Consider the following 24,205-nt stretch of genomic DNA (forward strand, 5'->3'; position numbering starts at 1 on the left):
AATTTATAAGGATATTATTTTTCAATAAGATCTTTTATTGTAGAGAAGAAAATGAAAAACTATTCTTCTATCTCTTCTTGTTTATGATAGGCTTCTAAAATTTTTCTTACTAATTTATGTCTTACCACATCAATTTCTGTCAATTGCACAAAACCTATTCCCTTAACTCTTTTTAAAAGATGAACAGCTTCTTTTAAGCCGGATTTCTGGTGTTTAGGTAAATCTATTTGTCCGGGATCTCCCGTAATAATAAACTTCGCATTAGCCCCCATACGCGTTAAAAACATTTTCATTTGCAGATGGGTCGTATTTTGAGCTTCATCTAAAATTACAAAGGCTTCATCTAATGTTCGACCTCTCATAAATGCCAAAGGAGCAATTTGTACGACTCCTTTTTCAATATAAGAAGCAAGTTTTTCATGACTGATCATATCTCGTAATGCATCATACAAAGGCTGAAGATAGGGATCTAATTTATCTTTTAAATCACCGGGTAAAAATCCCAAACTTTCCCCTGCTTCCACAGCCGGACGAGTAAGCACAATTCTTTTTACTTGTTTATCTTTTAAAGCTTTTACAGCTAAAGCAACGCTAGTATAGGTTTTCCCTGTTCCTGCCGGACCAATGGCAAATACCATATCATTGTTTTCGACTGCTTTCACCAGCTTTTTAAGATTTTCTGTTTTAGCCCTAATAAGTTTTCCTCCTATTCCGTGAACGATAATATCTTCAGATTCGGATCTAAGCTCATTCTGCTTTTCTCCATTAGAGAGTATTCCCTCCAGAGCAATATCATTTAACTTATTATATCTGTTTATATATTCAGTTATTTCTTTAACTTTATTATTAAACAAAGTTAAATCCGCATCATTTCCTGCTGCCGACACTACCCGATCCCTTCCTGTAATTTTTAATTTGGGAAAATGATTAATCAACAGATTAAAGTTTTGATTATATTCACCATAGAAAGTTTTTAAATCCACCCCTTCTAAAGTAATTCGTATTTGATTCAAATTTTAACTCCTTTTTTAATTTTACATAACAAAAATAAGCAATAACTTTGTGTAGGATAATAAAAAATGGGAATAATAACACTTACCACCGATTTTGGTTTAGACGATTACCATGTGGCTGCTCTTAAAGGTGCTATATACAGCCAAATTTCGGATATTATAGTCGTTGATATCTCACATCAAATTATGCCTTTTGATTTAATTCAAACTGCTTATATTATTCAAAATTCATACAAAAATTTTCCTAAAGGAACCATTCATATAATTGGTGTCGACGCGTTGCCTTCTCCTTTTGTAAAATCTTTAGCTGCAGAAATCAACGGTCATTTTTTTATATGCAATGATAACGGCATTCTTTCTTTAATCGCTGAAGAATATATTCCCGATCAGGTATATGAAATCACGATTAATAAATACGATGATCTTCATTTTTTAACTAAAGACCTTTTCATTCCTGTGGCCTGTCATCTTGCCAGAGGCGGAAAAATAGAATTAATAGGTAGAAAAATAAATTCTTATAAAGAATTAACTCAACCCAAACCGGTAGAAAAAAGCGAAGATAATTCGTTAACAGGAATGGTTATTCATGTAGATAATTTCGGTAATGCAATAACCAACATTAGTAAAGAACAATTTCACCAATTTGGAAAAAAAAAGGACTTTATAATTTTTGCCAGAAACGTTCAATTCACTGAAATTAAATCTAAATATACCGATATACTTGGGACAGATTCTGAGGACAAAAAATATCATGGAAAAGCTTTTGCTATTTTTAATTCTTCGGGCTATTTACAAATTTCCATGTATAAGAGTAATTTAAAAACCGTTGGAGGGGCCAGTTCTCTAATGGGCTTATATATAGGAACTAATATTCGCATTGTTTTTTCTTAGTTAGTAAATCATATTTTTTATACTTCCTATTTTATACACATGTTTACCTATACATGTGATCATTCATGTGTAATACTTTTATAAATTCTGATTTATATTTTTTAGAAAAAAAATAAGAACACAAAAATATACTTTGGTACAATATTTTCACATCTACACATCAGAATAAATTTAAAAATTATTTATAACATTCTATTTTATAAAAAAATTAGTTTATTTTGTTCGTTTAAACAATTAAAATATAATATATTATGAAAATTACCATAGATGATTTCCGTGTGTTAGAAGGAAAATCAGTAAACCTTAAAAATTATACTACTCAATCACCTGAAAATTTCAAAAAAAATAAAAAAGAGATAAAGAAAATAATTAAAAGTATAGATTATTATCAAAATATTTTAAATGCTGAAAACAAACAATCTTTATTAATTATTTTACAAGGAATTGATGCTGCCGGAAAAGACAGTTCCATACGAGCAATCATGACGGGAGTAAATCCTCAAGGAGTAAATGTATCATCTTTTAAAACACCTTCTTCTTTAGAGTATGAACATGATTATTTATGGAGACATATTATCAAAATTCCCGAACGTGGGAAAATAGAAATATTTAATCGTTCTCATTATGAAAACGTATTAGTTTGCAAAGTACATCCTGAATTTATTTTAAATGAAAAAATTCCTACTATAAATTCTGTCAAAGATATTAATGATGGGTTTTTCGAAAAAAGATATGAGGAAATTAAAAATTTTGAAAATCGTATGTTTAACAATGGTACTCGAATTATTAAATTTTTTCTCAATATAAGTAAAGACGAGCAGAAAAAAAGATTTATTAAGAGAATTAATGAAAAAGAAAAAAATTGGAAATTTTCAGCTTCTGATTTAAAAGAACGTAAATTTTGGAATGAATATCAAAAAGCATTTGCAATGGCTTTTGAAAAAACATCCACTGAAAATTGTCCCTGGTTTATTGTTCCTTTTGATAATAAATCTTACGGGCAATTGGTAATGGCTTACATTATAAATGAAACATTAAAATCTATGAACCCGAAATATCCGGAAGTTAATAAACAAGAAAAAGAGGCTTTAAAAATTGCTTATCAAGATTTACTCAATGAAAAAGATTAAAATTCACACTTTGTTTATTTTAGTTGGATAGAACTAACAACTTCCCTATCCTTGCTCAACAATTTTTATTTATCTTATAATTGTTTCTTTCACCTTTGAGATAAATAAAAACTGTTTTTTCGAGTTTATAATTAATTTCTTCGCTGAGATTACCTTAAATCTATATTATATTAAAAAAACTTTTTTAATAGAATTATAAATTATACTCAAAATTATAACAAAGGAACTATATAATAAATTATTTTTTTATCTCAGATCTTTTAACATTGGTTATACCTTCAATATTATGCAACTCTTCTATAATTTGTTCTAATTGAAGAGTATTTTTTACAAATAATATTAAATTTCCGTAAAATATTCCATCTTCGGAATTAATATTTATTTTTTTTATACTAATTTTAAATTTATTAGAAATAAGAGTGGTTATATCATTAAAAATACCGTTTCTGTCAATTCCTTGTAATGAAACTTCTATCAGAAAATCCCTGCTTGAACTACTTACCCATTTAGCCGGAATTACTCTGTAATCATAATTAGCTCGCATATCAATAGCATTGGAACAGCTTTCTTTATGAACTTTTATACCACTGTTTATGGTTACAAATCCAAAAATATTATCACCCGGAATTGGATTACAGCATTGCGCTAATTGATAGTTTAGTTTTTCTTCATCGTCTCCAAAAACAATCATATCATAATTTTCCTCTTCTTTGGGTTCCAGAAAATTATTTTCAGTGATTATAGAGGTTTTTTTTCTTAATTTGGATAATAAATTAGTTAAAACACCTTTACTGTCTCTATATTTTTTTAGTGCTTTACTATCGATGACTCCGGTAGCAACCTGATAAAAAACATCGTGACTGGTTTTTGCTCCGAAAAATTTTTGAATGGAATTTAATTCTTCTTCTGAAAAATTTATTTTTAAATGCCGTAACTTACGAATTAATAATTCTTTACCTTCTTCTGTATATGTTCTTTTTTCCGAATTCAATGCCGCTTTGATCCTTGATTTTGCTTTTGAAGTGGCGACAAAATCCAACCAATCTGCTTTAGGTTTTTGAACATTGGACGTCAGTATTTCCACCTGATCTCCACTTGATAACTTATAACTTAACGGCACCAATTTATTATTCACTTTAGCTCCTAAACAATGATCTCCGATACCCGAATGCACGGAATAAGCAAAATCTAAAGCCGTAGCTCCTGCCGAAAGTACTTTTAAATCTCCTTTAGGAGTAAAGACAAAAATGTCCTTTGTGTATAAATTTAATTTAAAATCATCTAATAATTCCTTTGTAGAAGCCGTTCCCAAGTTTTCCAACATTTCTCTGACTTGAGATATCCAATTTTCAATTTGATTATCTTCTCGTCCCTTATATCCTTCTTTATATTTATAGTGAGCGGCAATACCTTTTTCAGCCAATTCATCCATTCTCTCCGATCGGATTTGTACTTCCACCCACTTAGATTCCGGACCAATGACAGTAACATGCAAACTTTCATATCCCGTAGATCTGGGAGTTGTAATCCAATCCCTCATTCTGCTGGGATTAGGCATAAATTTATCCGTAACTATGGAATAAATTTTCCAAGCCAGGAATTTTTCATTTTTATAATCAGATTTATATATAATTCTAATAGCAAATAAATCAAAAACTTCCTCAAAGGAAACATCTTGTTTTTTCATTTTTTTATAAATTGAAAAAACGGATTTATGTCGTCCTTTAATAGTAAAATTCAAACCTTCGGCATTTAAGCTTTCTTGCATAATCCTTGAAAACTCTTCAATATATCGTTGTCTATCTTTTTCTGTTTCCTCAAGTTTTTTTACGATTAAAGAATAAGATTCCGGATCGGTATATTTTAAACTTAAATCTTCAAGCTCGGATTTGATGGTATAAAGACCCATTCTATGGGCTAAAGGAGCATATATATAGGTGGTTTCAGCAGCAATTTTTTTCTGTTTAGAACTTTTCATGCTGTCCAAAGTCCTCATATTATGAAGTCTGTCAGCTATCTTAATTAAAATAACTCTAACATCTTCAGACAAGGTAAGTAACAGCTTTCTATAGTTCTCGGATTGTAATGAAAGATTTTGATGGTCTATGTTGGATATTTTGGTAAGTCCATCTATAATTTTAGCTACTTTAGGATTAAATAAATTGGAAATATCTTCAATGGTATATTGAGTATCTTCCACTACATCATGCAATAAAGCACATGCTATGCTTGTTGCTCCTAAGCCTATTTCATCAGCAACAATTTTAGCTACGGCTAAAGGGTGATATATATAAGGTTCTCCGGTTTTTCTCCTTTGATCCTTATGGGCCTCTTTTGCAACTTCAAAAGCTTTTCTAATCAGAGATTTATCTTCTGTAGTCAAATCTCTGTAGGTGTTACGAAGCATATCTTTGTAACGTTTGACTATTTCTTCTTCTTCTTTTTTTAAGTCTATTTCGTCCATACCACTATTTAGTCTATTTTACTAGTTACAATTTATATGCGAATCATAACATTAATCTTTACTTATGTGTTAAAATCTTAACTTTTATTAGTTACACAAAGCTAATTAATTTTTCTTTTAAATATGCATTCTAACTTTTTTATGTTATTATATTATTTATAAATTTATATTTTTAAAAAACTAATTATAGTATCAATGAAAAAAATTACACTAAAATCTTTTTTATTAACCTGTTTTTTTAATGCTTCATCATTAGTCGCTCAAACGGGTGGGGGTATGTGGATACCTAATCAGCTCAATGAAAAAGAAATGAAGGAATTGGGTATGAAAATATCTTCAAAACAAATATTTAATACCTATAATCCAAGCATAAAAGATGCGGTTGCTCATTTCGGAGGAGGATGTACTTCTGAAGTTATTTCACCTAAGGGATTATTACTTACTAACCATCATTGCGGTTACTATAGCATACAATCGCACTCTACAGTTACCAATGACCTGTTAACCCATGGATTTTGGGCTTATAACTATGAAGAAGAAAAACCGAACGAAGGCTTAAAAGCAACTTTTATTGTTGATATTATAGATGTAACTTCTCAAATATTATTAGGTATAAGCGATAATTTTACTGAACAACAAAGAAATATTATTATTAAAAATAATATTAATAAAATTAGTTCAACCATTAAAAAAGAGGACTATCAAGACATTGCTATATTGCCTTTTTACAACGGTAATCAATATTATGCTTTTATTACAGAAACTTACGAAGATATTCGATTAGTAGGTGCTCCTCCATCTTCTATAGGAAAATACGGATCAGATACCGACAACTGGATGTGGCCTAGGCATACCGGAGATTTTTCCCTATTTAGGATTTATGCAGATAAAAATAATCATCCGGCAAAATATTCTAAAGATAATATACCTTATACACCCAAGTACTATTTGCCTATATCAATTAAAGAAAAAAAGGAAAATGACTTTTCATTTGTATACGGATTTCCCGGAAGAACTCAAGAATATTTACCGGCATCTGCTATTGAACAACTATTAGAAATAACCAATCCATCAAGAATTACCTTGCGTAATGAATCTTTAAAAATTTTAGATCATGCGATGCGTGAAAATAAAGAAATAAAGATAAAATACGCAGCAAAATATGCATCTATCGCTAACGGATGGAAAAAATGGATCGGCGAAAATCAAGGGTTACTTAAATCAAATGCTATCGAAAAAAGAAAAGAGTATGAAAATCAATTGGTAGAGCAAAGTCAAATAAATCTTGATACTAAAAATAAAAATCAGTCTTTAGTAAATGCATTAAATGATTTATATAAAAATAATAGTCGGTATAATAAAGCTTACACTTATTTTAATGAAGTTTTCTATTCGAATTCTGAAACTTTTCGTATGGCATATTTAGTATCCAATCTTCTTAATGCTTCTGATCAAGACTTTGAAACAATTAAATTAAGAGTAATAAAAAATGTGAGTTCAATTTATAAAAATTATGATTCGGAATTAGACAAGAAAGTTTCTTCAAAAATGCTTTCCATGTACAGTATGAATATTGAGCCAAGATTTCAGGTAGCCGGTCATGAAGATTTTGAAAAAGAATCTTCGTGCAATATTTACCTAACCGATTTATGGAAAAATTCATATATAACTCGTAAAAAAGGAGATCTTATATCAATATTATCTTCCGATTCTAAGGAAAATATAAAGTATAAATTAAAAGATGATGCAGTACTAAACTTTATTACTCCTTATATTGAAATGTACAGAAGAAAAATTTTACCATTTCATGATGATTTTGATAAAAAAAATGACAGCCTACAAAGAAACTATATGAATGCTCAATTAAAATCTTTTCCTTCAAAAAAATTCTTTCCTGATGCAAATTCTACTTTAAGAGTTACTTATGGTAAAATAGACGGATATACACCAAAAGATGGAGTTTATTATAAACCTTTTACAACATTATCCGGTGTTATTGAAAAATATATTCCTGATGATTACGAATTTAATTTACCTAAAAAATTAATAACATTGTACAAACAAAAAAATTTCGGGCCTTATTCACAAAATGGAGATATCATAGTAAATTATATTGCAACCAATCATACTACGGGGGGCAATTCGGGAAGTCCCGCCTTTGATGCTCATGGTAATTTGGTAGGACTTAATTTCGACAGGGTTTGGGAAGGCACTATGAGCGATATTAATTATGATCCTTCTATCTGCAGAAATATTATGGTTGATATTCGTTATATATTATTTATAATCGATAAATATGCGGGAGCCCAAAGGCTTATAGATGAAATGAAAATTGTAAAGTAAAATAAAAAAGGTTTTCTAAATTAGAAAACCTTTTTTATATAATTATTTTTTAAAACAATCCTATCGCTTTCCACCAAGCGGTACCCACTAGTAACCAAATGGCCAATATAACTAAACTCATAAAAAATCCGATCTTCCACCATTTTGCCAATGGGATATATCCGCAACCGAACAAAATAGGAGCCGGTCCGCTCGAATAATGTGTAATTGACATATTTAAATTACTGAAAAATGCAAATAATAATATTGCTAACATTGGTGGAGCCCCTGCAGCTATCGATATGGAAACAAATATAACGTACATCGCACTGATATGTGCTATAGCACTTGCCATAAGATAATGTACATAATAATACACCAATAAAAGTATAAATAACATCGGTAACCAAGGTAATCCTTTCACAGAATCAGCTACATAATTTCCAAACCAAGGAATAAATCCTAATGTATTCAATTGAGAAGCTAAGGTCATAAGTATCGCAAACCATATAATTGTATGCCATGCTTCTTTTTCACTAATTACATCATTCCAATCTAGAGCACGAGTTAATAATAAAATACATAATCCTACAAAGGCTGTAAATGTCGCATCTATTTTAAGAAATGAACCTAATACCCAAAAAATTACTAAATAAGAAAATACACCCAGAACAATCCACTCTTTGGTAGTCATTTTACCCATCTCTTTAAGCTTTTCTTTTGCAATCGCTTTCATTTCCGGGGTATGTTTTAATTCAGGTGGATAAAATTTATATAATACGTATGGAATTACAAGTAAAGATAATAAGCCGGGAACAATTGCGGCCTTTGCCCAATCAGTCCATGAGATGGTATATCCCATATTCTCAACAAATTTTGCTATCATAGGGTTGCCTGCCATCGAAGTTAAAAACATGGCACATGTAATTGCATTACATTGAAATATACATTGTACTAAAAATGCCCCGATCTTATTCTGAGTTCCTTTTTCTGGAGTAGAATCATAGGCATTTGATATAGATAAAAATAGAGGGGTTATTATTCCGCCACAACGTGCAGATGTGGATGGCATTGCCGGCGCAAATATTAAATCGGTCATAACCAAACCATAAGATAAACCTAAGGAACTGTTTCCTAATTTACTAATGAAAAGATATCCTACTCTTCTTCCAAAGCCTGTTTTAATAAATCCTCTTGAAATAAAAAAAGCACAAGCTATCATCCAGATTGTTGTATCTCCAAATCCTTTTAAGGCGCTTTTAATCGGAATTAAATCTAGAGCAACTACCGTGGTCATACTAAAGATTGCCATTGCTCCCAAAGGAAACGGAGAAAGAATCAATCCTAAAACCGTTGCGATAAAAATTGATGCCAAATGCCAAGCTTTAACATCAAGACCATCCGGCACAGGTACGAACCAAAGAATAACTCCTACTAAAATAACCAATAAAAACTTTAATATATTTTTATTCATAATTTAACTATATGTATTTAATTTGTGTTTATATATTATATAAATAAATTCTAATTGTTTAACGATATAACTCAACTATCAATAAATATATATGAAGTAAAAAATGTATCATAGTATTTAGAATCATTTATTCCCTTCGAAATTACCATTTTTTAAACTTATAGGTTATATGAAACATTTCATAAAACTTTTTATTCTAAGAGCAATAATTAATCCAAAAAAAAGTGTAGGAGATTCTAGTTTTTAAAATAATAAAAATGTAATGATCTAATAGTCAAAAAAATATATTTAATAGATAAATTTATAAATTAGTTAAATTTTAAGATAAGAAAAAACTAAATTTTGGATATTTTTTTAAAATATTGTTCCCTCCGAAGAATCTAAAGATAAAATATATCGCAAAGGATTTACTAGATAAATAGAATCAATAAAACCTATTTCTTCAAATTATAAGATTTCAAAAACTATTTAGATTTACTATTTCTAAATAAGAAGTTCTTTATCGAGATTGAGATTGTTTTTAATAACATTGAAGAATATGTATAGTAAATATCATCATAGACAGTAAAGGTCTGATATAAAATTATGAGAGTTAGCTTATGAGTTTAGCTAAATTAAAAGTTTATAAGTTTAAAATTTCATAAACCAAAAAAACCACTCCAATCCAAAACAAAAAAAGCCTTGTATATTACCTATACAAAGCTTTCTTTTTTAAAAAACCGGCGGCTACCTACTCTCCCGCGTTTGCAGTACCATCAGCGCAAGTAGGCTTAACTTCTGTGTTCGAAATGGGAACAGGTGAGCCCTACCGCTATAACCACCCTAAATATCTTAATGGGATTTTATATAAATTTGTAAACTCTTACGGCCAATTCTATTAACTTTTATTTTTTTTATTTTTTTGGACGAAATCTCCGGGTAATTAGTACTACTCGGCTATGACATCACTGCCTTTACACCTGTAGCCTATCAACGTGGTATTCTCCCACGACCCTATATCGAATTCTTATCTTGTGGCGAGTTTCGCACTTATATGCTTTCAGTGCTTATCTCTTCCAAACTTAGCTACTCAGCGGTGAACCTGGCGGCACAACTGATACACCAGAGGTTTGTTCAACTCGGTCCTCTCGTACTAGAGTCAACTCCACGCAAAATTCTACGCCCGCAATAGATAGAGACCGAACTGTCTCACGACGTTCTGAACCCAGCTCGCGTGCCACTTTAATGGGCGAACAGCCCAACCCTTGGGACCTTCTCCAGCCCCAGGATGTGACGAGCCGACATCGAGGTGCCGAACCTCCCCGTCGATGTGAGCTCTTGGGGGAGACTAGCCTGTTATCCCCGGAGTACCTTTTATCCTATGAGCGATGGCCCTTCCATGCGGAACCACCGGATCACTATGTCCTGCTTTCGCACCTGCTCGACTTGTCGGTCTTGCAGTCAAGCACCCTTATGCCATTACACTCTGCGCACGGTTGCCAAGCGTGCTGAGGGTACCTTTGAAAGCCTCCGTTACTCTTTTGGAGGCGACCACCCCAGTCAAACTACCCACCACGCAATGTCCTTCTGTTCAGAAGTTAGGCTCCAGATAAATAAAGGGTGGTATTTCAACGTCAACTCCTCGACTCCTGGCGAAGCCGATTCTTAGTTTCCCACCTATCCTACACATCATTTACCCGAAGTCAATACGAAGCTATAGTAAAGGTTCACAGGGTCTTTTCGTCCCATTGCGGGTAATCGGCATCTTCACCGATACTACAATTTCACCGAGCTCATGGTTGAGACAGTGCCCAGATCGTTACACCATTCGTGCAGGTCGGAACTTACCCGACAAGGAATTTCGCTACCTTAGGACCGTTATAGTTACGGCCGCCGTTTACTGGGGCTTCAGTCAAAGGCTTCGCTTACGCTAACCTCCTTCCTTAACCTTCCAGCACCGGGCAGGTGTCAGACCCTATACGTCATCTTGCGATTTTGCAGAGTCCTGTGTTTTTGATAAACAGTCGCCTGGGCCTTTTCACTGCGGCTCCCTTTTTACGGGGAGCGACCTTTCTCCCGAAGTTACAGGTCTATTTTGCCTAGTTCCTTAACCATGATTCACTCGAGCGCCTTAGGATACTCTCCTCATCCACCTGTGTCGGTTTTGGTACGGGCGCTGTAAACTTGCCTTAGAAGTTTTTCTTGAGAGCTCTTACCTACACTATCCATTCCACCGTAGCTTCCTGGTACTTTCACTTTCGGCATCGGCAACGCATTTTACTATTGCTGATTTACCTACATGCTTTAACGTACTATTCCGTCAGTACGCGGTAGTGTCATTACTCTGTCACTCCATCGAATTTACAGCCGGTATCGGAATATTAACCGATTTCCCATCGATTGCTCCTCTCGGATTCACCTTAGGTCCCGACTTACCCTCAGCTGATTAGCATAGCTGAGGAAACCTTGGATTTTCGGCGTGAAGGTTTCTCACCTTCATTATCGTTACTTATGCCTACATTTTCTTTTCTATACGCTCCACAATAAGTCACCTTACTGATTCTGCGCATATAGAATGCTCCCCTACCGAAATTTTCATTTCGCATAGCTTCGGTAGTATACTTATGCCCGAGTATTATCCATGCCAAACCGCTCGACTAGTGAGCTGTTACGCACTCTTTAAATGAATGGCTGCTTCCAAGCCAACATCCTAGCTGTCTGGGCAGTCTGACCTCGTTTGTTCAACTTAGTATACATTTCGGGACCTTAGCTGTTGCTCTGGGTTCTTTCCCTCTCGGACATGGACCTTAGCACCCATGCCCTCACTGCTAAGAAACATATAATAGCATTCGGAGTTTGTCAGGATTTGGTAGGCGGTGAAACCCCCGCATCCAATCAGTAGCTCTACCTCTAGTATACTCTTTCTTAACGCTGCACCTAAATGCATTTCGGGGAGTACGAGCTATCTCCCAGTTTGATTAGCCTTTCACCCCTATCCACAGGTCATCCGAAGACTTTTCAACGTCAACCGGTTCGGTCCTCCACTTTGTGTTACCAAAGCTTCAACCTGCCCATGGATAGATCACAAGGTTTCGCGTCTAATCCCACTAACTCAACGCCCTATTCAGACTCGCTTTCGCTGCGGCTCCGTAGCTGAACTACTTAACCTCGCTAGTGAAATTAACTCGTAGGCTCATTATGCAAAAGGCACGCCGTCACATCTTACGATGCTCCGACCGCTTGTAGGCGTATGGTTTCAGGGTCTCTTTCATCTTTCTTTTCGAAATACTTTTCACCTTTCCCTCACGGTACTTGTTCGCTATCGGTCTTCAAGGAGTATTTAGCCTTGGAGGATGGTCCCCCCATGTTCAGACAGGATTTCACGTGTCCCGCCCTACTCTTTTTCATAAATAACCAGATTTCACTTACAGGACTTTCACCTTCTTCGGTTGTTCTTTCCAAAACATTCTGCTATCTAATTACATACTTTTGGGCTCTTCCGATTTCGCTCGCCACTACTCTCGGAATCTCGGTTGATTTCTTTTCCTCTTCCTACTTAGATGTTTCAGTTCGGAAGGTTTGCCTTCCCTTGCGGGAATACTATACTCTTGTATAGTGGGTTGCCCCATTCAGATATCTGCGGATCTATTCGTGTGTGCCAATCCCCGCAGCTTTTCGCAGCTTACCACGTCTTTCTTCGCCTCTTGAAGCCTAGGCATCCGCCATACGCCCTTAACGATTTCTTTTCCTTAGCCAATTATATTGGCCGCTCGGTTTATTTTTTTATATAAAATCCCAATAATGTCAATGATCCGTATATAACACTGGTTCTTTTTACTACTTCTTTCTTTCGTTTTTCGAACCTTGTGGAGAATAAGGGAGTCGAACCCTTGACCTCCTGCGTGCAAGGCAGGCGCTCTAGCCAGCTGAGCTAATTCCCCTTGTTTCCCTTTGTAGTCTCAGGCAGACTCGAACTGCCGACCTCTACATTATCAGTGTAGCGCTCTAACCGGCTGAGCTATGAGACTGATTGATTTTTATTTTCCTCGTTGCTCCTTTTACTCTTCTTCTATTGTCTTACCTTTTCCTTACAGGGGCTTTTCAGGGGTGTTATATATCTTGTGTTTTTTTAACTTTTTACTTACTCTTTTATTTGTTTAAGTAGGAAACACCTGGAAGTTGTCAGCTTCTTTTGGGGGTTGTTATTCCTTGTTTTGACTTTTTGCTCTAAAAAAGAGATGTTCCAGCCGCACCTTCCGGTACGGCTACCTTGTTACGACTTAGCCCCAGTCACTAGTTTTACCCTAGGCAGCTCCTTTTACGGTCACCGACTTCAGGTACCCCCAGCTTCCATGGCTTGACGGGCGGTGTGTACAAGGCCCGGGAACGTATTCACCGCAGCATGGCTGATCTGCGATTACTAGCGATTCCAGCTTCATAGAGTCGAGTTGCAGACTCCAATCCGAACTGAGACCGGCTTTTGAGATTCGCATCTGGTTGCCCAGTAGCTGCCCTCTGTACCGGCCATTGTAGCACGTGTGTGGCCCAGGGCGTAAGGGCCGTGATGATTTGACGTCATCCCCACCTTCCTCGCGGTTTGCACCGGCAGTCTCATTAGAGTTCCCGACTTTAATCGCTGGCAACTAATGATAAGGGTTGCGCTCGTTATAGGACTTAACCTGACACCTCACGGCACGAGCTGACGACAACCATGCAGCACCTTGAAAATTGTCCGTAGAAATACTTATTTCTAAGTACGTCAATTCCCATTTAAGCCCTGGTAAGGTTCCTCGCGTATCATCGAATTAAACCACATGCTCCACCGCTTGTGCGGGCCCCCGTCAATTCCTTTGAGTTTCAACCTTGCGGTCGTACTCCCCAGGTGGGATACTTATTACTTTCGCTTAGTCACTGAGGGCTAACCCCCAACAACGAGTATCCATCGTTTACGGCGTGGACTACCAGGGTATCTAATCCTGTTCGCTCCCCACGCTTTCGTCCATCAGCGTCAATCGGTATTTAGTAACCTGCCTTCGCAATCGGGGTTCTGTGTAATATCTATGCATTTCACCGCTACACTACACATTCCAGCTACTTCAATACTATTCAAGATTAACAGTATCAACGGCAGTTCTACAGTTAAGCTGCAGGTTTTCACCGCTGACTTATCAACCCGCCTACGGACCCTTTAAACCCAATAAATCCGGATAACGCTCGCATCCTCCGTATTACCGCGGCTGCTGGCACGGAGTTAGCCGATGCTTATTCGTATGGTACCTTCAGAACATTACACGTAATGTGGTTTATTCCCATACAAAAGAAGTTTAAAACCCATAGGGCTGTCGTCCTTCACGCGGGATGGCTGGATCAGGCTCTCACCCATTGTCCAATATTCCTCACTGCTGCCTCCCGTAGGAGTCTGGTCCGTGTCTCAGTTCCAGTGTGGGGGTTCACCCTCTCAGGCCCCCTAAGGATCATCGTCTTGGTAAGCCGTTACCTTACCAACTAACTAATCCTACGCATGCCTATCTATATCCGATAAATCTTTTAATATCTGCCAATGCTGGCTGATATGTTATCCGGTATTAATCCGGGTTTCCCCGGGCTATCCCAGTGATACAGGTAAGTTGCATACGCGTTACGCACCCGTACGCCGGTCTCTCTTGAAGCAAGCTCCAAAATACCCCTCGGCTTGCATGTGTTAGGCCTCCCGCTAGCGTTCATCCTGAGCCAGGATCAAACTCTCCATTGTAATTTCTTTGTTATTATCAATTTCAAGGTTTTTCCCTAACTCAAAAGAATCTCTCTTCTTCCAGGTTGTGTTTTGCTACTTTTTATCTTTCGTAAGCTTTGTTTAAAAAAACTTTTTATTTCAACGATCTTTTGCGCTTCTCAGGTCTCTCTTCTTCTGTTTTTCTCTTTCGTTGTTCCTGACTTGCGGGTGCAAAGATAGCTACTTTTTCTTTCCCTGCAAGTTTTTTTGTAATCTTTTTTTAATCTTTTTTGCCAAATAATCATTAATGTCCTGAATACCACCTATTTAACCTCAAAAAAATTTTTAATTTTTTTTAATTCTTTTTTTCTCTTCACTCCTGCTTTTCTTCATATCATTCGTATTGGAGCTTTTTGGCTTGTTCTTATTCTTTTCTATTTTATAATCTTTATAGGTTGTATACTCTATATTTATATTGTTAGTTTTATATTCGTATCCGCTATTGATTTTATTCAAGTACTTTTTTTATATATAGGTATTGTTAGTACGCTTTACTATTAATACTTTTACTGAATAGCTTTTTGTTTTGTAGTTTATAATAATATATATCGAACAAGTTATTAAATCTTTTACTAAATAAACTAATATATAAAATTAAACCTAAAAAGATATATTAACTATATATAACAAAAAGACTGCTTATTTATCATAGCAGTCTTTTTAATTTTTCAGATATGTTCTAGCAGATTATCTTTTAGCTCTGTATTCGCTAACAGTTAATTGCTTTCTTCCTTTTGCTCTACGTCTTGCTAAGACTTTTCTTCCGTTAGCTGATGCCATTCTTTCACGAAAACCATGCTTGTTTCTTTTCTTTCTTTCTGAAGGTTGAAATGTACGTTTCATCGGTTGTTATCTTATATCTTTATATTCGTTAATCTTTTTCGAGGTTGCAAAGATAGCATTTATTTTTTATATTCCTACTTTTAATTGTTTTTTTGTGAAAAAATTTTAGGTGTAACCGTAAGGTAGTTATAGGTTTATAGTCATAAACAAGGTTATTGTAGGTTATTTCTTAACTTTAAATGACATATATTACTATATAATAAACTTTTTCTTAGTTGATATTTTTATATATTCTGTCAAGAAAGAATAAATTTTGATTGGTTCTTTTATATTAAGGTAATTTATATTTTGTTATCGTGAAATCAATTTTATACTTATCAATAAAAAAAGCTATCATTAATGATAGCTTTTTTCAATTCATTATAAAGTAGTAATATGAATATTACCCGTTAATTTTAGCAATTCTTTGAATCAATTCAACAACTTTGTTAGAATATCCCCACTCATTATCATACCAACTTACTACTTTAACAAATTTAGGGCTTAATTGTATCCCTGCTTTTGCATCAAAGATTGATGTACGTGGATCTGTAATAAAGTCAGAAGAAACAACTTCTTCATCGGTATATCCTAAAATTCCTTTTAATTCACCTTCTGATGCTTCTTTCATTGCTTTACAGATTTCATCATAAGTTGTTTCTTTAGCTAAATTTACTGTTAAGTCAACTACTGAAACGTCTAAGGTTGGTACACGGAATGCCATACCTGTTAATTTTCCGTTCAAAGAAGGAATTACTTTTCCAACTGCTTTAGCAGCTCCAGTTGAAGATGGAATTATATTTCCTGCTGCTGCTCTACCTCCTCTCCAATCTTTTGCTGATGGTCCGTCAACTGTTTTTTGAGTAGCAGTAGTAGCATGTACTGTAGTCATTAATCCTTCTAAAATACCAAATTTTTCATGTAATACTTTAACTACCGGAGATATACAGTTTGTTGTACAAGATGCGTTAGAAATAAATTGAGTACCTTTTACATAGGTATTATCGTTTACTCCGCATACAAACATAGGGGTATCATCTTTAGATGGAGCAGACATTACTACATATTTTGCTCCGGCATCGATGTGACCTTGTGCTTTATCTTTTGTAAGGAATAAACCTGTTGATTCTACTATATATTCTGCTCCGATATCACCCCATCTAAGATCTGCAGGATTTTTTTCAGCAGTTACTCTAATTGCATTTCCATTTACTACTAATTTACCATCTTTAATTTCAATCGTTCCATCGAATTTACCATGAACAGTATCATATTTTAGCATATAAGCCATATATTCAACATCAATAAGGTCATTGATTCCTACAACTTCAATATTTTCATTATGTTGAGCCGCACGAAATACTAATCGTCCTATACGACCAAAACCATTGATACCAATTTTAATTTTTGACATAATACTTTACTTTTTTAAGTTTGTTTCTAAATTAATTTTTTATTTTATCTATGTAGATAAGATATCTGCTACTTTTATAAGATCCTTATCTATTTCATTGTGTTTTTTAATTGCTTCTTCTATAGGAGTAAAAACGATCTTGCTTGATTGCATTCCTGCCATTACATTAGATTTACCCGCCATTAATCCTTCAACTGCAGCAACACCCAATCTTGATGCCAGCACTCTGTCGGCAACGGTAGGAGATCCTCCTCTTTGAATATGACCTAAAACAGTGACTTTAACGTCAAATTCCGGGTATTTCATTTTTGTAAATTTAGCCAAATCATATACTCCTCCTAATTTTTCTCCTTCAGCTACTACTACAATACTGGATGTTTTTCCTTTTTGTTTTGCATTGTCAAAAGAAGAAAATAAATCTTCAATACTATCTTTTTGTTCAGGTATAAGTATATCCAATGCTCCGGTAGCTATGCCGCTGTTTAAAGCAATAAATCCGGCATCCCTTCCCATAACTTCTACAAAGAAAACTCTATTATGCGAAGTTGCTGTATCTCGGATTTTATCGATTGCATCAACGACGGTATTTAATGCGGTATCATAGCCTAAGGTAAAATCTGTACCGAATATATCGTTATCGATAGTTCCGGGAATTCCAATAAAGGGTACTCCTTGTTCTTTTTGGAAAATAGTTCCACCCGTAAATGATCCATCTCCTCCGATTACTACTAATGCATCTATATTATGTTTTTTTACTGTTTCTGCTGCTTTATTTCTTCCTTCAATAGTTCTAAATTCATCGGAACGTGCAGATTTGAGCTCAGTTCCTCCTCTATTTATTAAATTTCTTACTGAACGAGGACCTAAATCAACAACCATATCATTAATCAACCCATCATATCCCATTCGTATTCCACAGCATTCTATTCCATAATAATTAGCTGCTCTTACAACTGATCTTATGGCAGCATTCATCCCGGGAGAATCTCCTCCTGAGGTTAAGACACCTATTTTCTTAATTTTATTTGTGTTTTTAGACATGTTTTTTATATAGATTTTTACATTCTAAGATCATACAAATATACTAATCATTTGTGGATTATGCATTAAGAAAAGGACATGTATAATAAAATATATATCATGTTATTTTATATTGAATTAAAATTAATTTTTTCTTAATTTTGTAGCTATCACCTTTAATTATAAGGTAACTTATTTATTTTATATCCACATTTTAAATTAGATATATTAGGAAGTTTTTAGTATAATAAATTGTATTGATAATTTACAATTTTATATATCAAAAATAATACCATATTCCTTTATAATACAACATTTATACAGCTTCGTAGTCGTAAAATAAAAAATCATTTATGTTGATTTTCATAAATTTTTAATTTATTATTTTAAACTTCCTACCATGTCCTCCGGTCTAACCCATTGATCAAATTGTTCGGCAGTTACTAAACCTAAATTAATCGCTTCTTCTTTTAGTGTTGTTCCGTTTTTATGTGCGTTTTTTGCAATTTTAGCAGCATTTTCATACCCTATATGTGTATTTAAGGCTGTCACTAACATTAGGGAATTATTAACGAGTTCTTTTATTCTTGTGTAATTAGGCTCAATTCCGATGGCACAATGATCGTTGAATGATTTACAAGCATCTCCCAATAGTTGGGCAGATTGTAAAAAATTATAAGCCATAACCGGTTTAAAAACATTGAGTTCATAGTTTCCTTGTGTACCGGAAAAAGAGATAGTTGTATCATTACCCAATACTTGAGCACATACCATCGTCATTGCTTCATTTTGTGTAGGGTTTACTTTGCCCGGCATAATGGAAGATCCGGGTTCATTTTCCGGTATAAACAATTCTCCTATTCCGCTTCTAGGTCCGGATGCTAATAGTCGTATGTCTTGAGCTATTTTAAACAGTGAAACGGCTAATTGTTTTAGTGCTCCGTGTGTTTCAACTATTGCATCATGAGCTGCTAACGCTTCAAATTTGTTGGGTGCAGTAACAAATGGCAATCCGGTAAATTTAGATATGTATTCTGCAACTTTGACATCATAACCTTTAGGAGTGTTTAATCCTGTCCCTACAGCTGTTCCTCCTAAAGCTAATTCTGATAAATGCGTCAGGGTATTTTTTATAGCTTTAATAGCATGATCCAATTGAGCAACGTAACCGGAAAATTCTTGTCCTAAGGTTAAGGGGGTGGCATCCATTAAATGGGTCCTTCCTATTTTTACTACATCTTTAAATTTCTCTGATTTTTTTAACAATGTATTTCTTAATTTTTCAACTGCCGGTAAGGTATGTGTTACAACCTTTTTATAGGCTGCAATATGCATTGCTGTTGGGAAGGTATCGTTTGAAGATTGGGATTTATTTACATCGTCATTAGGATGAATCGGACTCTTTTCACCTAGTTTACCTCCACCTAATACCAATGCTCGATTAGATATTACTTCATTGACATTCATATTGGATTGAGTTCCTGAACCGGTTTGCCATATAACTAGCGGGAATTGGTCATTTAATTCTCCTTTACTGATTTCATCACATACTTTGGCTATTAAATCTCTTTTTTCTGAAGGTAATACTACTAAATCAGTATTAGCATATGCAGCCGCTTTTTTTAGATAGGCAAATGCTTCAATTATCTCTTTGGGCATAGATGCCTCCGGTCCAATCTTAAAATTTTTTCTTGATCTTTCTGTTTGGGCACCCCAATATTTGTCAGCGGGAACTTGTACTTCTCCCATAGTATCTTTCTCTATACGGTAATTCATGGTTATGTTTTTTTTATTTTATATGAATCTTTCAAAAATCATACAAAAATAAAAAATCAGCCAAAAAGGCTGATTTTATTACTTCTATTATAGGGATTGATTTACTTTTTCTTATTTTTATTTTGATTCATTTTTTGTTCTTGAATCTGTTTTTGTTGCTCTTGGGCTTGTTCCAACATGGATTGCATTTTTTGCTGCCATTTACTTTTTTTCTTACCCGGCTTTGTTTTATTCTCTTGCATCTTAGCATGCAACTTTTCTTCATTGATCATAAAGTTTTTAATCAATAAGATTAAAAGTATATTTATAGCATTGGATACTAAATAATACCAAGAGAGACCTGAAGCATATGAATTTAACCAAAATATAAACATAACCGGCATCAAATACATCATAAACCTCATATCCGGCATTCCTTCTTGTGTAGGTGCCTGCATGGTAGAGGTTGACATTTTAGTATAAATTAATAATACTAAACAGTATAATATCGTAAACAGACTTATGTGATTTCCGTAAATACTTGATAAAATCGGAATATGTGTTGTCCATTCATAAATAGAGTCATAAGCGGTCAGATCATCTGCCCAAAGGAAAGACTGTCCTCTTAAGGCTATATTATTCGGGAAAAATCTAAATAATGAATAGAAAATAGGTATTTGTATTAATGCCGGTAAGCATCCTGCTAAAGGATTAACCCCTACTTTTCTATATAATTCCATCGTAGCTTGTTGCTTTTTAATCGGATCTGAATTTTTGTGTTTTTCGTTTAATTCGTCAATTTCCGGTTTTAAAATTCGCATTTTTGCTCCTTGAATGTATTGTTTATACATAATAGGAGAGGTAACTAATTTTACCACGATAGTCATTAAGAAAATTATCCAACCTGCTGCAATACCGAATTTTGATAAAAATTCATAAATCCATAAATAAAATATACAAAGCCATTTCATCCATCCAAATGGAATGTTGTATGAAAACTGTTTACTATCTCCGTTATCTGCTTTGTAAGATTTCAATAGATCATAATCTAAGGGTAGAAAATTCCAAGTATATTTTTGATTAATTTCTCCTTGTTGGATAGGAACTATACTTGTAAACGTAAAATTCTTAAGATAATCAGGGTTATCTCTTTCCGCTTCTTGTGTACCTTTGGATTTGTAAAATCCGTTCTGTGCTTCTAAAATAGTTGCAAAGAATTGTTGTTTAACACTAATCCAATCTATTTTGTCTTTATCTTCTGTAAATCCGTTTGTATCGTAATCAGTTTGTGAATAATCGTTTAAACTGTATCTAAACTCCGTATAGGTGGTTTCTTGTGATTTACCTTTTTCAAGAGCGATCGCATTTTGATTCCAATATAATTCGGCATCTTGCTGAGAGGTAATTTTTGATAATCCTTTCGATACTACTTGAAAATCTAAAGAATATTTTCCTTTCAGTGCATAACGAAATTGAATAAAACTCGTATTATCTAAATTCGCAGTTAAAACGGTTACATTTCCTTCCGTTGATGGTGTAAAAACCAAATCTCTTGTATTAATTATTTTACCAGCCTTATCTTTAAATGAAATATTGAAATCGGTATTTTGATTATTTACAAGATATAAAGGTTTTTTGTGAAGAGTTGTGTCCTTATCATAAGCCGTCCATTTTTTTAAACGTACTTCACGTAATTGAGCTCCTTGTGTGCTGACTTTAACTTCTATTTCATCATTTGAAAAAGGTAATAATTCTACCTTAGCCTGAGCAAGTGAATCTAACTTTATGGGTGCTGACTTATCATTGGTATTCTGAGAGATATTTTCAGATTTGATTTGTTGCTGTTCGGATTTTTGGGCTTCATCTATTGCCTGTTTTTGTTGGTTATTAGAATAAACCAAAAATCCAATTAAAATAATCCCTATAAGAATAAAACCAATCAGCTGGTTTTTATCAAATTTGCTTTCCTGTTGCATTCTTTACTTTGTTTATCTGATAATTTTGAGATGCTTTAACTAATGCTAAAAATAATGGGTGGGGAGAAGCTACCGTACTTTTATATTCCGGATGGTATTGTACACCTATAAAGAATGGATGATCTTTTACTTGTATAACTTCCACCAATCCTGTATCAGGATTAGTTCCAATGGCTTCTAAACCATTGTTTTCAAACTCACTTATATATTCATTGTTAAGCTCGTATCTATGTCTGTGTCGTTCTTCTATATTTTGTGCATTGTAGATTTTTTCTGCTATAGAGCCTTTTTTAAGTTTACATGCCCATGCTCCCAGTCTCATAGTGCCTCCTTTATTGGTGACATTTTTTTGTTCTTCCATTAAACAGATAACCGGAGCTGAGGTATGTAAGTTAAATTCAACACTATCTGCATCTTTATATCCAAGTACATTTCTAGCAAATTCTATGACCGCAATTTGCATACCTAGACAGATTCCTAATACAGGTATTTTATTAACTCTTGCGTATTGACAGGCTATAATTTTTCCTTCAATTGCTCGATCTCCGAATCCGGGAGCTATTATAACTCCATCCACACCTTTTAAATAATCGGAAATATTTTCATAAGTAAGATCTCCGCTGTATATCCAACGAATATTTACTTTAGTTTCTAAAGTAGCGCCTGCATGTATTAAAGCTTCTACAATAGATTTATAGGAATCTTGAAGAGATACATATTTTCCTACTAAGGCTATTTCAACATTACTCTTTGGATTTTTATATTTATCCAGGAAATCATTCCATTGTTTTAAATCCGGTTTTTTATCTGTGGATAAACCTAGTTCTTTTAACACTAATGCATCAAAATTCTGATTTTGCAGATATAAAGGAACTTCATAGATGGTAGGAAGATCTTTACTTTCAATTACATTATCAATATTAAGGTTACAGAATAATGCTAATTTTGAGCGTACTTCTTTAGATATTGAGCATTCTGTCCTACATACCAGAAAATTGGTTTGTACTCCATATTCCATAAGTTGACGTACGGAATGTTGAGAAGGTTTAGTTTTTAATTCTCCACTGGCTGCTAAATATGGAATTAATGTTAGGTGTACAACAATCGAATTTTGATATCCTAATTCCCAGCGTAATTGACGTACGCTTTCAACATAAGGCAAGGATTCAATGTCTCCTACCGTTCCTCCTATTTCGGTTATAATGATGTCAAAATCTCCTTTTTTACCTAATATTTTAATTCTTCTTTTTATCTCATTAGTAATATGAGGGATTACCTGTACAGTTTTTCCTAAAAAGTCTCCTCTTCTTTCTTTATCAATAACTGTTTGGTAAATTTTTCCGGTAGTAACATTGTTGTCTTTGCTGGTAGGACTATTTAAGAATCTTTCATAGTGCCCTAAATCTAAATCAGTTTCAGCTCCATCTTCAGTAACATAGCATTCTCCATGCTCATAGGGATTTAGAGTTCCCGGATCAATATTAATATACGGATCGAGTTTTTGAATAGTTACTTTGTAACCTCTGGCTTTTAAAAGCATTCCTAAAGATGCAGCGACAATTCCCTTTCCAAGTGAAGAAGTAACACCACCTGTAACAAATATATACTTTGGAGAAGATTGGTCAGACATAATTTTAAAGTTTAGAAAAAATTTAGTTTATATAGTTTAGAATAGTTCAGTCAGTACCAATAAAAAAAGGCAAGCTACCTGCATCACACCGCTACAACCGTTTACCTTTGCTGCGTTCCCACCCTGGAGGATTCACAGGAGCTGGTTGTGCAGGACTTGCCGGTGCAAAAGTATAACTTTTTATAAATAATACAAAATTATAAGGCTTTTTTGAATAATATTTTTTTTACAGCACTTTTTGAATCATTATATTAAAAATAAATACTGATTTCAAGTAAAAATAATCCTATTTTACAACATTAGGTGCTATATATTATTTTATCTTTTTGAAATTTGATGAAGATTATTTATTAATTGATAATTATTAATATAAAAATTTCAAGAAAAGGATTTATAAAGTTTACTATTTTAATTTCATCAATTGAATAATTAATTTAAGTCAATTTTCACTAAATTTAATACATATTATTTTAAATTTCTTTTGCATCAAATTATCCTTTTATATAAAAGATAACACTAATGATATATTAATTTAAAAGTTT

At 33.9% G+C, this 24,205-nt stretch carries 13 protein-coding genes, 2 tRNA genes, 3 rRNA genes and 1 other RNA gene; 3 read left to right on the top strand and 16 right to left on the bottom strand.

Annotated features, from left to right (window positions below; genetic code table 11):
- Window positions 1–59: 59 nt before the first annotated feature.
- Window positions 60–1,013, bottom strand: coding sequence for a PhoH family protein (locus G8C41_RS06105; protein ID WP_160542390.1), 954 nt, complete (start codon window positions 1,011–1,013; stop codon window positions 60–62).
- 66 nt (window positions 1,014–1,079) lie between these two features.
- Here G8C41_RS06105 and G8C41_RS06110 point away from each other — a divergent pair, with 66 nt between their 5' ends.
- Both G8C41_RS06110 and G8C41_RS06115 read left to right on the top strand, forming a co-directional pair.
- Entirely contained in the window at window positions 1,080–1,904 is an 825-nt protein-coding gene (locus G8C41_RS06110; RefSeq protein WP_166006721.1) for an S-adenosyl-l-methionine hydroxide adenosyltransferase family protein, read from the top strand.
- A gap of 251 nt (window positions 1,905–2,155) precedes the next feature.
- Window positions 2,156–3,034 carry a PPK2 family polyphosphate kinase gene (locus tag G8C41_RS06115; RefSeq protein ID WP_166006723.1) on the top strand — a complete coding sequence of 293 codons (879 nt, stop codon included), beginning with the start codon at window positions 2,156–2,158 and terminating at the stop codon, window positions 3,032–3,034.
- A gap of 238 nt (window positions 3,035–3,272) precedes the next feature.
- On the opposite strand, the gene G8C41_RS06120 is transcribed toward G8C41_RS06115, so the two are convergent.
- Entirely contained in the window at window positions 3,273–5,498 is a 2,226-nt protein-coding gene (locus G8C41_RS06120; protein WP_160556239.1) for a RelA/SpoT family protein, read from the bottom strand.
- Between the two features lie 195 nt (window positions 5,499–5,693).
- Between G8C41_RS06120 and G8C41_RS06125 the strand changes: the two genes are divergently transcribed.
- A complete protein-coding gene (locus tag G8C41_RS06125) occupies window positions 5,694–7,841 on the top strand; it encodes a S46 family peptidase (protein ID WP_166006725.1) in 2,148 nt (715 codons plus the stop codon).
- A 49-nt stretch (window positions 7,842–7,890) separates the two neighbouring features.
- Here the strand turns inward: G8C41_RS06125 and G8C41_RS06130 are convergent, their stop codons facing one another.
- The 14 genes from G8C41_RS06130 to ffs form a co-directional block, all read right to left on the bottom strand.
- Window positions 7,891–9,294 carry an anion permease gene (locus G8C41_RS06130; protein ID WP_166006727.1) on the bottom strand — a complete coding sequence of 468 codons (1,404 nt, stop codon included), beginning with the start codon at window positions 9,292–9,294 and terminating at the stop codon, window positions 7,891–7,893.
- A 717-nt stretch (window positions 9,295–10,011) separates the two neighbouring features.
- Window positions 10,012–10,119: ribosomal RNA gene (gene rrf, locus G8C41_RS06135) — 5S ribosomal RNA — on the bottom strand.
- A 77-nt stretch (window positions 10,120–10,196) separates the two neighbouring features.
- A 23S ribosomal RNA gene (locus G8C41_RS06140) occupies window positions 10,197–13,019 on the bottom strand.
- A gap of 121 nt (window positions 13,020–13,140) precedes the next feature.
- A tRNA-Ala gene (locus tag G8C41_RS06145) sits at window positions 13,141–13,214 on the bottom strand.
- Between the two features lie 13 nt (window positions 13,215–13,227).
- A tRNA-Ile gene (locus G8C41_RS06150) sits at window positions 13,228–13,301 on the bottom strand.
- A gap of 203 nt (window positions 13,302–13,504) precedes the next feature.
- Window positions 13,505–15,025 (bottom strand): 16S ribosomal RNA (locus G8C41_RS06155).
- Together the 16S, 23S and 5S rRNA genes with 2 tRNA genes alongside form the textbook arrangement of a ribosomal RNA operon.
- A 306-nt stretch (window positions 15,026–15,331) precedes the next feature.
- Complete coding sequence (locus G8C41_RS06160; protein ID WP_166006729.1) at window positions 15,332–15,502, bottom strand: hypothetical protein; 171 nt, start codon at window positions 15,500–15,502, stop codon at window positions 15,332–15,334.
- A gap of 231 nt (window positions 15,503–15,733) precedes the next feature.
- Window positions 15,734–15,889, bottom strand: coding sequence for a 50S ribosomal protein L34 (gene rpmH, locus G8C41_RS06165; protein ID WP_055425699.1), 156 nt, complete (start codon window positions 15,887–15,889; stop codon window positions 15,734–15,736).
- Window positions 15,890–16,271: 382 nt separating this feature from the next.
- Entirely contained in the window at window positions 16,272–17,282 is a 1,011-nt protein-coding gene (gene gap / locus G8C41_RS06170) for a type I glyceraldehyde-3-phosphate dehydrogenase (protein ID WP_160568185.1), read from the bottom strand.
- Window positions 17,283–17,330: 48 nt separating this feature from the next.
- Window positions 17,331–18,323 carry a 6-phosphofructokinase gene (pfkA, locus tag G8C41_RS06175; RefSeq protein WP_166006731.1) on the bottom strand — a complete coding sequence of 331 codons (993 nt, stop codon included), beginning with the start codon at window positions 18,321–18,323 and terminating at the stop codon, window positions 17,331–17,333.
- A 360-nt stretch (window positions 18,324–18,683) separates the two neighbouring features.
- Window positions 18,684–20,078, bottom strand: coding sequence for a class II fumarate hydratase (fumC, locus tag G8C41_RS06180; protein ID WP_166006733.1), 1,395 nt, complete (start codon window positions 20,076–20,078; stop codon window positions 18,684–18,686).
- Window positions 20,079–20,179: 101 nt separating this feature from the next.
- Window positions 20,180–22,033, bottom strand: a complete 1,854-nt coding sequence (gene yidC / locus G8C41_RS06185) for a membrane protein insertase YidC (protein WP_166006735.1) — start codon at window positions 22,031–22,033, stop codon at window positions 20,180–20,182.
- Entirely contained in the window at window positions 22,011–23,663 is a 1,653-nt protein-coding gene (locus tag G8C41_RS06190) for a CTP synthase (RefSeq protein ID WP_160543081.1), read from the bottom strand. Before G8C41_RS06190 ends, yidC begins: the two co-directional genes overlap by 23 nt.
- Before the next feature lie 64 nt (window positions 23,664–23,727).
- Window positions 23,728–23,825: signal recognition particle sRNA small type (gene ffs / locus G8C41_RS06195), an RNA gene on the bottom strand.
- Window positions 23,826–24,205: the final 380 nt, after the last annotated feature.

The organism is Apibacter sp. B3706 (assembly GCF_011082725.1).
GTDB lineage: Bacteria > Bacteroidota > Bacteroidia > Flavobacteriales > Weeksellaceae > Apibacter.